This window comes from Stenotrophomonas sp. Steno-Z4, from assembly GCF_056393145.1.
On sequence record NZ_JBWJPC010000001.1, the window covers coordinates 571,244 to 584,150 of the forward strand.

The window sequence follows — 12,907 nt, forward strand, 5'->3', positions numbered from 1 at the left end:
CACGGCTGATTGCTCCGGGGGACTACAGCTTAACCCAGACAGCGGGCGTTCAATTGCAGTTGCGCGGTCGGTGTCGCTCGTCAATCGCCGGCGCAGCACAGTGCCATTGACCATCAGGGTCGCGGTTCAAGGTCAGGCTGGTTCCTAGCACCTGTGGGTTGCCTACCACCACGCAGCTGATCTGGGCCGTGCCGTCCGCGGCCAGCGATGCCAGTATGGTCGAGCAGTGGCTACTGGGATTGACAAGACCTACATAAGTGGGAGTGACCAGCGGGGCGTTGCCGGTTGCCAGCGCCGATTCCACGCCCACCTTGCCTGGCGCGATCTCGGCCAGGGCGGCGGTGACCTGGGTCTTGGCCACGTAGTTCTGGTATGCCGGAATGGCAATGGCTGCCAGCACAGCGATGATGGCCACCACGATCATCAGCTCGATGAGCGTAAAGCCTTTGATCTTCTGCATTTCGATGCTCCCCTCTTTGGCCGGAAAGCGAGCAGGTTTCGTGCCAACCCGTTCAAGCCACAAAAAAAAGGCCCCTGCTTTCACAGGGGCCTTTCCAATCAAGCGGTCAGCGGGCTATCAGCCGCACTTGCCCGGCTTGTACTTGGCATCCAAGGTCGAGGTGCAAGTCCAGGTACCAGCCGCCGCGTCGCGGGTCCAGGTGATGGTCTTGTCATTGAACTTGGTTGCGTTGCCGCCCTTGGCCTTGCAGACGATGGTGGTGGCCTTGTCGCTGGAGACTTCGCAGTACGAGGTCTTGTCGGTGATGCCGATGAAGCCGGCATCGGTGGCGGTCAGCGACGGGGTCTTGCCTTCGTTAATCGCCTGCTCGAAGCCAACCTTGCCCGGGGTGATTTCGGCCAGAGCCGAGGCAGCCTGCGAGCGGACCACGTAGTCCTGGTAAGCCGGGATAGCGATGGCGGCCAGGATCGCGATGATCGCGACGACGATCATCAGTTCAATGAGGGTAAAGCCCTGCTGCTTCTTCATGAGTACATCCCCTAGAGGTGGTTTGAAAAGTGAACACTGGGTCGGGCCTGGCCGGCGGGCCGGCTGAGCAAGGCGATCGCCCGTGCGGGTGGTTGAAAGCAGGTTGCGTGCCAACTTCTCAGCAATGCTCCCCAGCATTCCCCGGCGCAATGATGGCAGCAATCTTCAGGATTGGAACCCCCCTCACGGTATTTTGCGACCCAAACGGCATTGTGACGCGTTGCGTCACCTTCTGACGGTGCCGGTCTCAGACTCCGGTCACGGATTGCCGCCCGGGAGGGATGCCATGACGGCCCGGAACCAGCTACCATTCGGCGCAGAAGCCCGCCTGGGGATGGCGCGGCTGGGGAGCCTGTATGTCTGTGAGCCGTAGTGCCGTCAAGAAAGAGCCCGTGGCGCGTAGCACCATGGAGTTGCAGCCGTTTGTCTGGGAGGGGACCGACAAGCGGGGCATAAAGATGAAGGGCGAGCAGCCCTCCAAGAGCGCCAACCTGCTCAGGGCCGAGCTGCGCCGCCAGGGCATTACGCCCAACGTGGTCAAGCCCAAGCCCAAACCGCTTTTCGGAGCGGCCGGCAAGACTATCAGCGCCAAGGACATTGCCTTCTTCAGCCGCCAGATGGCGACCATGATGAAGTCGGGTGTGCCTATCGTCTCGGCGCTGGAAATCATTGGCAGCGGGCACAAGAACCCGCGCATGAAAAAGATGGTGGACAGTGTCCGCGCCGACATCGAGGGCGGCTCGTCCTTGTACGAGGCGGTCAGCAAGCACCCAGTCCAGTTCGACGAGCTGTACCGCAATCTGGTCAAGGCTGGTGAAGGCGCGGGTGTCTTGGAAACGGTGCTGGATACGGTAGCTACCTACAAGGAAAACATCGAGACCCTTAAGGGCAAGATCAAGAAGGCCCTGTTCTACCCTGCAATGGTGATGGCGGTAGCCATCCTGGTCAGCGGCATTCTGCTCGTCTGGGTGGTCCCGCAGTTCGAAGACGTGTTCAAGAGCTTCGGCGCGGAACTGCCCGCCTTCACCCAGATGATCGTCAATCTGTCCAGGTTCATGGTGGCTTGGTGGTGGCTCATGCTGCTTGTTGCAGGTGGCGCTATCGGTGGCTTCATTTTTGCCTACAAGCGTTCTCCCTCCATGCAACACGCCATGGACCGTACGATCCTGAAGGTGCCGGTGATCGGCCAGATCATGCACAACAGCTCCATTGCCCGGTTCGCCCGCACGACGGCGGTGACCTTCCGGGCCGGCGTACCGTTGGTTGAAGCCCTGGGTATCGTGGCCGGCGCTACTGGTAACAAGGTGTACGAGGAAGGTGTTCTGCGGATGCGGGACGACGTCTCGGTCGGCTATCCCGTCAACATGGCGATGAAGCAGATCAACCTGTTCCCGCACATGGTCATCCAGATGACCGCCATCGGCGAAGAGGCCGGCGCGCTGGATGCCATGCTGTTCAAGGTGGCCGAGTACTACGAGCAGGAAGTGAACAATGCCGTGGACGCCCTGAGCAGCCTGCTGGAGCCGATGATCATGGTATTCATTGGTACCATTGTCGGCGGCATGGTCATCGGCATGTACCTGCCCATCTTCAAACTGGCTTCGGTGGTCTAACGGCACATGGCATTTCTCGACCAGCATCCCGGCCTCGGCTATCCGGCCGCGGCCGCACTGGGGTTGCTGATTGGCAGCTTCCTCAATGTGGTGATCCTGCGCCTGCCCAAGCGGCTGGAGTGGCAGTGGAAGCGCGACGCCCGCGAGGTGCTCGAGCTTCCGGACATCTACGAACCACCCCCGCCCGGGATCGTGGTCGAGCCGTCGCACTGCCCGCACTGCAAGCACAAGCTGTCCTGGTACGAGAACATTCCGCTGTTCAGCTGGCTGGTCCTGGGCGGCAAGTGCCGCCACTGCCATGCGCCGATCTCCATCCAGTACCCGCTGGTCGAGCTGTTGACCGGCTTGCTGGTGGTAGCGAGCGTCTGGCAGTTCGGCTTTGGCTGGCAGGGCTTTGGCGCCATCGTGCTGAGCTGCTTCCTGGTGGCCTTGTCTGGCATTGACCTGCGCACCCAGCTCTTGCCCGACCAGCTCACCCTGCCGCTGATGTGGCTGGGGCTGATAGGCAGCATCGACAACCTGTACATGCCGGCCAAGCCCGCCCTACTGGGCGCGATAGCCGGCTACCTGCTGCTGTGGTCGGTGTGGTGGCTGTTCAAGCAGATCACCGGCAAGGAAGGCATTGGCCACGGCGATTTCAAGCTGCTGGCCGCGCTGGGCGCCTGGTGTGGGCTGAAGGGCATCCTGCCGATCATCCTGCTCTCGTCGGTGCTTGGGGCGATCATCGGTTCGATCTGGCTGTACTCGCGCGGCCGCGACCGGGCCACGCCGATTCCGTTCGGGCCCTACCTTGCCCTGGCGGGCTGGATCGTGTTCATGTGGGGCGAGCCGTTGATCAACGCGTATCTGCGGGTATCCGGCCTGCGCTGAGGCAGCGATGAGCCAGTTCGTGATTGGATTGACCGGCGGCGTCGCCGCCGGCAAGACCGAGGTAACCCGGCGCTTCGAGGCGCTGGGCATCACCATCGCCGATGCCGACGTGGCCGCCCGCGCCGTGGTTGCCCCTGGCAGCGATGGCCTGGCCCGGATCGTGGCGCACTTTGGTTCCGGAATCCTGCTGGCCGATGGCCAGCTGGACCGTGCCGCATTGCGCGAGCGCATCTTCAGCTCCGCAAAGGAACGGCAGGCGCTGGAAGCCATTACCCACCCTGCCATTCGCGAGCTGCTGCGGCAGACCTGTGAGCAGGCTGGGAGCCCCTATGCGATTGCGGCCATCCCGCTGCTGGCCGAAGCCGGCGGCCGCCAGCAGTACCCATGGCTGGACCGGATTCTGGTGGTGGATGCGCCGGTGGCGGTGCAGCATGCGCGGCTGATGCAGCGCGATGGCACCACGGCCGATCTGGCCGACCGGATGATTGCCGCGCAGGCCAGCCGCGAGGAGCGGCTGGCGCTGGCGGATGACGTGGTGGTCAATGATGGGCACCCGGACCATCTACAGGCGGAAGTGGAGCGTTTGGACGCCGTGTACAGGCGATTTGCCGCGTAGAGACACGCCATGTGTGTCCCACGTAGATCATGGTCGTTCCATGTTTCCGGGTTTCGGGCGGGTGTCCTTGGGACACGCATGGCGTGTCGCTACGCTGGGGCGAACGTCAGCGTGGCTACCACGCCCCGGGTTTCGCCTGGCCGCACATTCACCTGCCAGCCGTACAGATCGCACAGGCGACTCACGATCGACAAGCCGATACCACCGCCCTGCGAGTGGCCGGCGTGGGTGCCTCTATAGCCGCGTTGGAACAGCTTGGCCGCGTCTTCGGCGCTGAGGCCGGGACCGCTGTCGATCACTTCAACCCGGTTGCCGGTGACCAGCACCCGCACCGAGCCTTCCTGCGAGTACTTCACGGCGTTGCCGATCAGGTTGCCCAGTGCCACCGACAGTGCCGATTCCGGGGCATCGATGACCAGTTCGCGGTCGCCTTCCAGCACCAGCTCCAGCGGCTTGCCGCCCAGCTGGGCGCGGTGCGAATCGAGCAGCTGTTCGGCCACCCGCGCCACGTTGCTGCTGCCCTGCCCGCGCTCGTTGCGCGAGAGCAGCAGCAGCGCGCCAATCAGGTCGGTGCACTGCTGTTCGGCACGCTGGATGCGCTGCAGGCGTTGCAGCACCTTGGGGTCCAGGTCCGGCCGGGTCAGCAGCAGCTCGGTGGCACCGCGGATGACGGCCAGCGGGGTGCGCAGCTCGTGGCTGACGTCAGCGTTGAATTCGCGGTCGCGCTGCACCACTTCGGTCAGCCGGGCCGAATAGTCGTCCAGTGCCTGCGCCAGCTGCCCGACTTCGTCGTCGGGGAAACGTGGCGCCAACGGCGTGGGGTCGCTGGTACCGCCCCGGTAGGCACGCAGGCGCGCGGCCAGGTCGGACACCGGCTTCATCACCTTCGAGGCCGACCACCAACCCAGCACCAGCGATAACGCGCTGAACACCAGCACCGAGAAGAACAGCGCGCGGTTCAACTGCTCTGCGCCGCGCAGGCTTTCGGTCATGTCGTAGGCGAGGAAGAACCACGCATCGGGGGTCTTGCGTACCGCCAGCTTGTAGGAGAAAGGGTTGCCCCGCTCGTCCACGCCGCTCAGGCCGTGGATGCCATCGCGGAATTCGTACCAGTCCGGCTCTTCCTGGCGCAGCGCTTCGAACTTGTCCGGCCCCACGATGCGCGCGCGCATCTGCTGCACGGGAAGGTCGGGGTTGCGCGAAGGATCAGCGAAGTAGCGGCGCGCATACTCGTTGATGTTGCGGTTCATCACGTCTTCGACCAGCTGGTTCTCCACGCGCGCGCGGGCCAGGTTGGTGGCGAAGGCAAACAGTGCTGTCAGGCAGAAGCCCAACAGCACGAATGAGACGATGATGCGGCTGCGCAGCCGGCGCCGGTACGGGCCCCGGCGGCGCTCCCCCCTGCCCGTCACCGGATCAGGCTTCCGGGGCGGCGATGCGGTATCCGATGCCATGGCGGGTCTGGATCAGCGGCACCTCGAACGGCTTGTCCACCACGGCGCGCAGGCCGTGGATGTGCACGCGCAGCGAATCCGAATCGGGCAGCTCTTCGCCCCACACGCGGGTTTCCAGCTCCTGGCGGGTCACCACGGCCGGGGCCGCTTCCATCAACGCCTGCAGGATCTTCAGCGCGGTGGGGTTGAGCTGCAGCAGCTTGCCCTGGCGGCGAACCTCGAGGGTATCGAGGTTGTATTCCAGGTCGCCGGTTTCCAGCACCCGGGTCTGCACGCCCTTGCCGCGGCGCGACAGGGCGTTCAGACGTACTTCCACTTCCTGCAGCGCGAACGGCTTGATCAGGTAGTCGTCGGCACCGGAGTCGAACCCGGCCAGCTTGTTGTCCAGCGAATCCCGTGCGGTCAGCATGAGCACCGGGGTCTGCTTGCGTGCTTCATTGCGAAGCTTGCGGCAGACCTCGATCCCATCCATGCCCGGCAGATTGAGATCCAGCACGATCGCGTCAAACTCGTGCACGACCGCCAGGTGCAGGCCGGTCACGCCGTCGGCGGCGAAGTCCACGGTGTGGCCGCGGTCTTCGAGGTAGTCGCCCAGGTTGGCGGCGATGTCGCTGTTGTCTTCAATTACAAGAATTCGCATGTGACCTCTTAAGGGATGACGTTGTGGCCCACACGCTGCACGGTGCCAAGCTGGTGCTGGGCAGACGTCTTGTCCCGCTCGCGCTGGGCCACGGTCCTGCACTGCGTAGTTGCACGGTGTGAGCCGGTCGACTTTTCGCGGGTGCAGATCTGGCGACTATCTTCGCGCGCTTTCGTCAAAACGGTGTTCACAAGTTGTTGGTCGTTGTAGAGCTCGGTCTTGGCGACGTCGGTGATGGTGGCCTGGTCAGGGTACTGGTCCAGCACGCCACGCATGCGGCCCAAGGCCGCGCGGACCCGGCTGCGGTCTTCAAGGGTGAGCTCTGAATAGGTCTCGCCATCGTTCATTTCGACGTCGATGCGCTGCATCTGCTCTGCCAGCGGCTTGCCACGGGCAAACACTTCGGCCTGCGGCGCTGCCTGGGTGGTGCCCATTGCCAGCAGGAGGGCCGCGGTCCCGGCGGCCAGAATCACTCGCTTCATTTCAACCAATCCTTAGTCAACTGAACGGAACGCCGAATGTATCTCCCTCGCCTTCACCTCAGCAAGTGAGCGATGGCACGGGAAGAAAAAGGCCCAGACGGATCCCGCCTGGGCCTGAAGTCATTCCCGATTACCGTTATCTGCTGAGGAGGGCAGAGCTGCGGTTCGTTGAAGCCTACGCCGGGGGCGATTAAACCGGTGTTAAAACCGGCCACGCGGCTTCAATAAAAATTCATGCCTTTGATTTTGCTGGCTTTTTCGCAGAAGCCACCTGCCCGGCCACGTGTTCGATGATGCGCCCGGCCAGGTCGTCCTGGCTGATCCCCTCGATCCCTTCCAGGCCGGGAGTGGAGTTGACCTCCAGCACCAGCGGGCCCCGGCTGGAGCGGATCAGGTCCACCCCGGCCACCCCCAGCCCCAGCGCCCGGGCCGAGCGCACCGCCACCTGCTGCTCGGCCCGGGTGGCCTTGGCCACGCGGGCGCTGCCGCCGGCATGCAGGTTGGAGCGGAAGTCGCCGTCCGGGGCCTGGCGCTGCATGGCGGCCACCACGTGGTCGCCCACCACCAGGCAGCGCAGGTCGGCCCCCTGGGCCTCGCCGATGAACTCCTGCATCAGGAAATTGGCGTACAGCCCGCGCAGGGCCTCGACGATGCCGCGCGAGGCGCTGGCCTTTTCGGTCAGGATCACCCCGCGGCCCTGGGTACCCTCATTGAGCTTCACCACGTGCGGCGGCGGGCCCAGCATGGAGAGCAGGTCCACGGTGTCATCGGGGTTATCGCCAAACACCGTGACCGGCATGTCGATGCCCTTGGACGCCAGGATCTGGTGCGCGCGCAGCTTGTCGCGTGCCCGCAGGATGGCATCGGACGGGTTGGGGGTAACCGCCCCCATCATTTCGAACTGGCGCAGCACGGCGGTGCCGTAGCGGGTCACCGAGGCGCCGATGCGCGGAATCACCGCATCCACCCCGGTGATGGGCCGGCCCTTGTAATGCATGGTGAAACCGTCTGCGGCAATGCGCATGTAACAGCGCAACGGGTCGAGCACCCGCACGGTATGCCCGCGCGAACGCGCCGCGTCCACCAGCCGCCGCGTCGAGTAGAGCTTGCTGTTGCGGGAAAGGATGGCCAGTTTCATCGCGGCAGGTGCAGGGTGGGGAAAGCGCGAAGCATAGCGTGCAGCGCGCGCATGCAGATGACGGCATCGCGACGTCCCGGCACTGCCGCAGAGGCGGCAGTACCGGGAGCACGGGCCGGGCACGTGTAGCCGGTCTTCACGGTGCTACGCGCATGGCTAACAAGTGCCCCTCTAGCGTGTGTTGGAACGATGCGATGCGATCGCGCAGGCAGCCGGGAGGTTCAGGTGGATCAGAAAAGCGCGATGGAGGGCGTCACGGCCCGATGGCCGGACCGGATATGGGTTGTTCGCCACGGGCAGAGTGCAGGCAACGTGGCGCGTGACCACGCCGAAGCCGAAGGCATCACGCTGATCGAACTGGAGCACCGCGATGCCGATGTGCCCCTCTCTGCGCTGGGGGAACGTCAGTCGGCCGCGCTGGCGGACTGGGTTGCGAAGATGCCCGAAGCAGATCGCCCGAACGTCGTGCTGGTGTCTCCCTATGTGCGGGCACGCCAGACCGCTGAGGCCGTTGCGGCGGTACTTGGGCATCCCAGCAGCGCCTTGATCGTGGATGAGCGCCTGCGCGAAAAAGAATTCGGGGTGCTGGACCGATACACCTCCAGCGGCATCCGCGCGACGTTCCCCGAGTTGGCCGAGCAGCGCAAGCTGGTCGGAAAGTTCTATTTCCGGCCGCCCGGTGGCGAGAGCTGGTGCGACGTCATCCTGCGCCTGCGTGGCGTGATTGGCGACCTGCAGCGCAGCCATGTGGGTGCCAACGTCATGGTCGTGGGCCATCAGGTGATCGTGAACTGCATGCGGTACCTGCTGGAAGGACTGGATGAGCGCGCGATTCTCGATATCGACCGCGAGGGCGATGTGCCCAACTGCGGGGTGACCGAATACCGGGCATCTGACGCCGGTGATGCGCTGGAACTGGTGACCACCAACTTCGTTCCTGCCGAGCTGGCGCAGCAGGGCCGCACCGGCGCGCCGGATACGCCGGCCGGAGCGCGCTGAGATGGACCGGCCTGTGGTTCGTGACCTGACCCCGGCCGCGCTGCAGGCAATGCCCCTGCCGGCGCCGGGCACCAGCAAAGAGGACCGCGGGCGGCTGTGCGTCGTGGGCGGTTCCGTGCAGGTTCCCGGCGCGGCGCTGCTGGCTGCGGAGGCGGCGCTGCGCGCAGGGGCGGGCAAGCTGCAGATCGCGACGGTGCGTTCCTGTGCCACTGCCCTGGGGGTGGCTGTTCCCGAAGCGCTGGTAATCGGCCTGCCGGAGGACGCCACCGGCGAGATAGCGCCCGGGAGTCCTGCCCTGCAGGCCGCCCTGGAGCAGTGCGATGCCGTCCTCGTCGGGCCGGGCATGCGCGCCACGCCCTTCCTGACCCGGTTTACGGCGCGGCTGCATCAGATGAAGGCGACTGTGGTTCTTGACGCGGGTGCGCTCAACGGCGGCGTGTGTGCCAGTGCGGGCGCGCCGTTCATCCTGACCCCTCACGCAGGCGAGATGGCGTTCATGTGTGGCGGGCGCAAAGAAGACGTGGAGCGCAGCCCGCTGGAGCATGCCGTCAAGATGGCGGGTGACACCTCCAGCGTGGTAGTGCTCAAGGGACCGCGCACGTTGATCGTCGGGCCTGATGGAGAGGCGTGGCTCCACGAAGGTGGCGGTCCCGGCCTCGGCACCTCCGGTTCCGGTGATGCACTCGCCGGGCTCATCACGGGCTTCGCCGCCCGTGGCGCGACGCCAATGGAGGCTGCGTTGTGGGGCGTGTGGACGCATGGCGAGGCCGGTCGCCTGCTTGCCGGGTCGGTCGGTCCATTGGGCTTCCTCGCCCGGGAGATTTCCCTGCAGGTTCCGGGAATCCTGCAACGCTTCAACTGCGCAGACAGTTAGGGCTACCGCGACTTCCCTGTTGGAACGACAAACGCGCGCAGTTCGGCCATCTTCCGGTCCCGGAACCGCCACACGTCGCTGTAGGCAAAGTCCGTTGGCTGGCCACCGTCGCCGTTGGCCACGATGGTGCCGAGCGCTACCACCGTGTCGTCCTCGGCAATGAGGTGATCAACCTTGAACTGCGGTGGGGTGGCGTAGGCGCCCTTCATCCATTGCCGAACCGCATCTTTGCCTTCCAGCGTACCCTCGCCCACCGTCGTCCAGCGGATGTCGTCCGTGCAATGGGAAAGGAATCCTTCATGGTCGCCCGCAACGATGGCCTCGTTGGCCTGCAGCAGGATGGACTTGTTGGTACCAGGCATGGGGATGCTCCACCGATGGCGCAGGACGCCGACGGGTGGATGGTTACCGCAACCGGGTTAATGCGGCGCAAGAAGATTGATATCGCAGTGTCAGCGCGAAGGCAGGGGCTGCGGTAGAGGTCATGCGTCTGTCGTGCTGGTCGACAGGGTCGGCGGTCGATCGGGATCCGACCCTACGGTGCCCCGTCTCTCTTCTTCTGCCGTGAGGACTCACATTGCGCCTCCCTGAGCAGGTCGCCCACCTGCGACCAGACGTCATACAGATTGCCTGCCTGCGCATCGATGATCGCGTCTCTGGCCGCTTTGCGCGACGACGTGGGCTGCAGCTCGATCACAGAGCAATAGCCCCGAATGAAGGCGCCAAAACGTGTTTTTACAGTCATCACGCCTCTCCAGACCATGGCCCACATGGTGGCCGACTACCACCAGGCGATCGAGAGGTAAATCCGACAGAAGATGCCGCCGACCGAAGGGTCGCAGCCGGATCAACTGTCGATAGCGATGCCAAAAGAACGCGTCAGGAAAAACAGATCGAAGTAACAGGCCCCTTGAGTCAAGGGGCCGCGCCGACAGCCGCGGGGATCTGGTGGCATGCCGCCACGCTTCATCGGGTTGCGAAGCAACCGATGGAGCGGGTGAAGGGAATCGAACCCTCGTCAGTAGCTTGGGAAGCTACAGCTCTACCATTGAGCTACACCCGCTTGGTGCCGGGCAAGTTTATGCGCCGGAGCGGTAAAAAGGCAACGGGCGGCATGCGCCGCCCGTTGCTTTCGGCACGACCAACGGTCGTGCCCTACCGGGTGGGTGCACGGCGAATTTGGCCGTGCACCGCCGGCTTCCGGCTTAGAAGCTGCCGCTCACCGTGGCGAACAGGCTGATGTCGCGTGCCCGCTTCTGTGCCGCAGTGGTGCTCATGCCGACATTGCTGTTCAGGCCGAACAGGCTCATGCGCGCACCCAGCACGGCGGTGGCGTAGTTCTTGTCGAACTCCAGGCCCGGCACCTTGTACATGCCCACGTCCGGCATGGTCTGCAGCCAGGCGCTGGCCTGCTTGCCGTCTTCGAACTCGTGGTCGTAGGTGACCTGCACGTACGGCTTGACGCTGCCGCCGTCGAAGCGGGCCTGCCAGCCGATGCGACCCACGGTGGAGTCGGTGTCCTGGTTGCCGTAGCCCAGCGCGGTGGCGCTCGGGTTGGATTCCACGTAGCCATCCAGCTTGACCTGCTGCCAGATCACCGCGGCCACCGGGCCGTGGCGGAAGCCACCTTCGGTGCCGAATTCGTAACCGGCGTTCAGGGCGGCGGTGAGGTTGCTGCCTTCCGGCGAACCGGTGTGGGTGCGCTCGGCCGGGCCCAGCTGCACGCGGCGGGTCACGTCATAGTCCAGCCAGCTGTAGCTGATCTGGCCGGTGACCCAGGTCTTCTCGCCGTACCAACCCGCGAACAGGCCCAGGGTGGTGTCGGACTGGGTGAAATCGCCCTTGCTGTTGCCGAAGTCGGCATCCATGCGGCCATAGCCGGCGAAGCCGCCGACGACCATGCCGTCGTGGGCCCAGTCGATACCAAACAGACCGGCCGGGGCCAGGCCGTCGTACAGGTCAGCGTGGTCGTAGCGCTGCATGTCGCCGCGCAGGCCACCCCACCAGCTCAGGCCATCGGCCGGACGGCCGTCGAGGTGCCCGCTGACCTGGTCGGCGCGCGCACGGCCCACGGTCTGCGCCGAGTGGGTCAGGATCTGCTGGTTGCGCGGGGCTTCCAGGATCGACAGGGTGTACTCACCCAGCATCTGGTGGGTGGCGGTGGTGGGGTGCACGCCGTCGGCGAACACGTAGTTGTTGGCCGCGTTCGGGTTGGCGTAGGCGGTCGGGTTGCAGGTCAGCGACGAGGCGGTGGTGCAGGCCGGGCTGGTGACGTTGATGAAGCCGTAGGTGGCCGGGCTGGCGACGATTTCCTGCAGGATGTGGAAGGTATCCACCGGGATGACCTGCAGGCCGGCAGCCTTCAGGCCACCGAACAGCGCATCGTTGTAGGCCTTGGCCAGCGCGGTGCCCTGCGCCATGCCCAGCGCGCCACCGGCGCGTGCGGCCGGGGTCAGGCCGATGTCGGGCAGGGTCGGCACGACGATGTACTGCGCGCCGGCGCCCTTGAGGGTACCCACGATGCCGACCTGGTCGGTCACGGCCGCGCCGAGGGTGGCCTGCAGCGGTGCGCCGGCCTGGATGGCGAACAGGTCATTGGCGCCGCCCCACACGGTGTACAGGGCGTTGGCGTCGGCCTTGCCGCCATTGGCGGCCAGGTACTGCGCGGTCTGGGTCTTGAGCGAGTAGACCGGAATGGCCGGGGTGCCCGGGGCCAGCGTCTGGGTGGTGTCCACGCCGACGCGGGCGCCGCCGATGGCGTAGTTGTCACCGTTCTGGCCGTTGCCGTGCGCAGTGGCGTTGGTGCCGTAGTAGTCGGCCACGTACTGCGCCCATACCCAACCCGGGTTGGTGGTGAACTGGCCGGTGACCGGCTGCACGGAGGCCGGCAGCAGCGGGCGGAAGTAGCCCTGGTCGGTCAGGCTGTCGCCGATGAAGATGGTCTTCGAATAGGGCGACTGCGCCATTGCCGGCACGGCGGCCAGGGCGATGGCCACGGCCATCAGGGAACGCAGGGGACGCTTGCTGAGCAGCATGGAAAAAACTCCTTTTTGGGTGATGACGGCCGACGTACGGCGGCGCACGGTGCCATGGTTCCACTGCACCCCGGCGACATCACGCTGCGCTGCGGCATGGCCGGGGCCAAGGGCACGCAGACGTCAGACACCAAGGGCCGGGACGGGCATCGGTGGGGGCGCAAGGGTACGCAGAAGTGACGACTTTGGGGGACAATC

At 65.2% G+C, this 12,907-nt stretch carries 14 protein-coding genes and 1 tRNA gene; 5 read left to right on the forward strand and 10 right to left on the reverse strand.

What is annotated here, in order from left to right; genetic code table 11:
• Window positions 1–49: 49 nt before the first annotated feature.
• Window positions 50–460 (reverse strand): pilin, encoded by a 411-nt coding sequence (locus AC06E7_RS02530; RefSeq protein WP_478062834.1) that lies wholly within the window; start codon window positions 458–460, stop codon window positions 50–52.
• Window positions 461–577: 117 nt separating this feature from the next.
• Complete coding sequence (locus AC06E7_RS02535) at window positions 578–988, reverse strand: pilin (protein ID WP_478062836.1); 411 nt, start codon at window positions 986–988, stop codon at window positions 578–580.
• A gap of 356 nt (window positions 989–1,344) precedes the next feature.
• Between AC06E7_RS02535 and AC06E7_RS02540 the strand changes: the two genes are divergently transcribed.
• Genes AC06E7_RS02540 through coaE form a run of 3 tightly spaced genes read left to right on the forward strand, consistent with a single transcriptional unit; the run spans window position 1,345 to window position 4,087 of the window.
• Window positions 1,345–2,601 carry a type II secretion system F family protein gene (locus AC06E7_RS02540; protein WP_306987639.1) on the forward strand — a complete coding sequence of 419 codons (1,257 nt, stop codon included), beginning with the start codon at window positions 1,345–1,347 and terminating at the stop codon, window positions 2,599–2,601.
• Window positions 2,602–2,607: 6 nt separating this feature from the next.
• Window positions 2,608–3,471, forward strand: a complete 864-nt coding sequence (locus tag AC06E7_RS02545; protein ID WP_068853817.1) for a prepilin peptidase — start codon at window positions 2,608–2,610, stop codon at window positions 3,469–3,471.
• A gap of 7 nt (window positions 3,472–3,478) precedes the next feature.
• Entirely contained in the window at window positions 3,479–4,087 is a 609-nt protein-coding gene (gene coaE, locus AC06E7_RS02550) for a dephospho-CoA kinase (protein ID WP_478062837.1), read from the forward strand.
• An 89-nt stretch (window positions 4,088–4,176) separates the two neighbouring features.
• Here the strand turns inward: coaE and AC06E7_RS02555 are convergent, their stop codons facing one another.
• From AC06E7_RS02555 to rimK, 4 genes are all read right to left on the reverse strand, one after another.
• Window positions 4,177–5,541: a sensor histidine kinase gene (locus tag AC06E7_RS02555; protein ID WP_093533703.1), complete on the reverse strand. Its 1,365-nt coding sequence runs from the start codon at window positions 5,539–5,541 to the stop codon at window positions 4,177–4,179.
• On the reverse strand, window positions 5,504–6,181 hold the full coding sequence (locus tag AC06E7_RS02560; RefSeq protein WP_017356179.1) for a response regulator transcription factor: 678 nt from the start codon (window positions 6,179–6,181) through the stop codon (window positions 5,504–5,506). The genes AC06E7_RS02555 and AC06E7_RS02560 overlap by 38 nt, the downstream gene beginning before the upstream one ends.
• A gap of 8 nt (window positions 6,182–6,189) precedes the next feature.
• Complete coding sequence (locus AC06E7_RS02565) at window positions 6,190–6,663, reverse strand: hypothetical protein (RefSeq protein ID WP_068853822.1); 474 nt, start codon at window positions 6,661–6,663, stop codon at window positions 6,190–6,192.
• A gap of 232 nt (window positions 6,664–6,895) precedes the next feature.
• Entirely contained in the window at window positions 6,896–7,801 is a 906-nt protein-coding gene (gene rimK / locus AC06E7_RS02570) for a 30S ribosomal protein S6--L-glutamate ligase (RefSeq protein WP_478062840.1), read from the reverse strand.
• 189 nt (window positions 7,802–7,990) lie between these two features.
• Between rimK and AC06E7_RS02575 the strand changes: the two genes are divergently transcribed.
• Both AC06E7_RS02575 and AC06E7_RS02580 read left to right on the forward strand, forming a co-directional pair.
• The gene (locus AC06E7_RS02575; RefSeq protein WP_478062842.1) at window positions 7,991–8,800 is read left to right on the forward strand and encodes a histidine phosphatase family protein; all 810 of its coding nucleotides are present in this window, start codon (window positions 7,991–7,993) and stop codon (window positions 8,798–8,800) included.
• Between the two features lies 1 nt (window position 8,801).
• Window positions 8,802–9,674 (forward strand): NAD(P)H-hydrate dehydratase, encoded by an 873-nt coding sequence (locus AC06E7_RS02580; protein WP_478062843.1) that lies wholly within the window; start codon window positions 8,802–8,804, stop codon window positions 9,672–9,674.
• A 2-nt stretch (window positions 9,675–9,676) separates the two neighbouring features.
• Here the strand turns inward: AC06E7_RS02580 and AC06E7_RS02585 are convergent, their stop codons facing one another.
• From AC06E7_RS02585 to AC06E7_RS02600, 4 genes are all read right to left on the reverse strand, one after another.
• Window positions 9,677–10,036 carry a nuclear transport factor 2 family protein gene (locus AC06E7_RS02585; protein WP_478062844.1) on the reverse strand — a complete coding sequence of 120 codons (360 nt, stop codon included), beginning with the start codon at window positions 10,034–10,036 and terminating at the stop codon, window positions 9,677–9,679.
• Between the two features lie 173 nt (window positions 10,037–10,209).
• Complete coding sequence (locus AC06E7_RS02590; RefSeq protein ID WP_478062846.1) at window positions 10,210–10,419, reverse strand: hypothetical protein; 210 nt, start codon at window positions 10,417–10,419, stop codon at window positions 10,210–10,212.
• Between the two features lie 244 nt (window positions 10,420–10,663).
• Window positions 10,664–10,737: transfer RNA gene (locus AC06E7_RS02595), tRNA-Gly, on the reverse strand.
• Between the two features lie 142 nt (window positions 10,738–10,879).
• On the reverse strand, window positions 10,880–12,709 hold the full coding sequence (locus tag AC06E7_RS02600; protein WP_478062847.1) for an autotransporter outer membrane beta-barrel domain-containing protein: 1,830 nt from the start codon (window positions 12,707–12,709) through the stop codon (window positions 10,880–10,882).
• Window positions 12,710–12,907 lie beyond the last annotated feature (198 nt).

What these genes read in the sequence shown, in the direction of transcription:
- AC06E7_RS02555 (WP_093533703.1), bottom strand. Translation starts at nt 5,541, where the DNA reads ATGGCATCGGATACCGCATCGCCGCCCCGGAAGCCTGATCCGGTGACG.
- AC06E7_RS02530 (WP_478062834.1), bottom strand. Translation starts at nt 460, where the DNA reads ATGCAGAAGATCAAAGGCTTTACGCTCATCGAGCTGATGATCGTGGTG.
- AC06E7_RS02545 (WP_068853817.1), top strand. Translation starts at nt 2,608, where the DNA reads ATGGCATTTCTCGACCAGCATCCCGGCCTCGGCTATCCGGCCGCGGCC.
- AC06E7_RS02590 (WP_478062846.1), bottom strand. Translation starts at nt 10,419, where the DNA reads ATGACTGTAAAAACACGTTTTGGCGCCTTCATTCGGGGCTATTGCTCT.
- AC06E7_RS02585 (WP_478062844.1), bottom strand. Translation starts at nt 10,036, where the DNA reads ATGCCTGGTACCAACAAGTCCATCCTGCTGCAGGCCAACGAGGCCATC.
- AC06E7_RS02600 (WP_478062847.1), bottom strand. Translation starts at nt 12,709, where the DNA reads ATGCTGCTCAGCAAGCGTCCCCTGCGTTCCCTGATGGCCGTGGCCATC.
- AC06E7_RS02535 (WP_478062836.1), bottom strand. Translation starts at nt 988, where the DNA reads ATGAAGAAGCAGCAGGGCTTTACCCTCATTGAACTGATGATCGTCGTC.
- AC06E7_RS02580 (WP_478062843.1), top strand. Translation starts at nt 8,802, where the DNA reads ATGGACCGGCCTGTGGTTCGTGACCTGACCCCGGCCGCGCTGCAGGCA.
- AC06E7_RS02575 (WP_478062842.1), top strand. Translation starts at nt 7,991, where the DNA reads ATGCGATGCGATCGCGCAGGCAGCCGGGAGGTTCAGGTGGATCAGAAA.
- coaE (WP_478062837.1), top strand. Translation starts at nt 3,479, where the DNA reads ATGAGCCAGTTCGTGATTGGATTGACCGGCGGCGTCGCCGCCGGCAAG.
- AC06E7_RS02565 (WP_068853822.1), bottom strand. Translation starts at nt 6,663, where the DNA reads ATGAAGCGAGTGATTCTGGCCGCCGGGACCGCGGCCCTCCTGCTGGCA.
- AC06E7_RS02540 (WP_306987639.1), top strand. Translation starts at nt 1,345, where the DNA reads ATGTCTGTGAGCCGTAGTGCCGTCAAGAAAGAGCCCGTGGCGCGTAGC.
- rimK (WP_478062840.1), bottom strand. Translation starts at nt 7,801, where the DNA reads ATGAAACTGGCCATCCTTTCCCGCAACAGCAAGCTCTACTCGACGCGG.
- AC06E7_RS02560 (WP_017356179.1), bottom strand. Translation starts at nt 6,181, where the DNA reads ATGCGAATTCTTGTAATTGAAGACAACAGCGACATCGCCGCCAACCTG.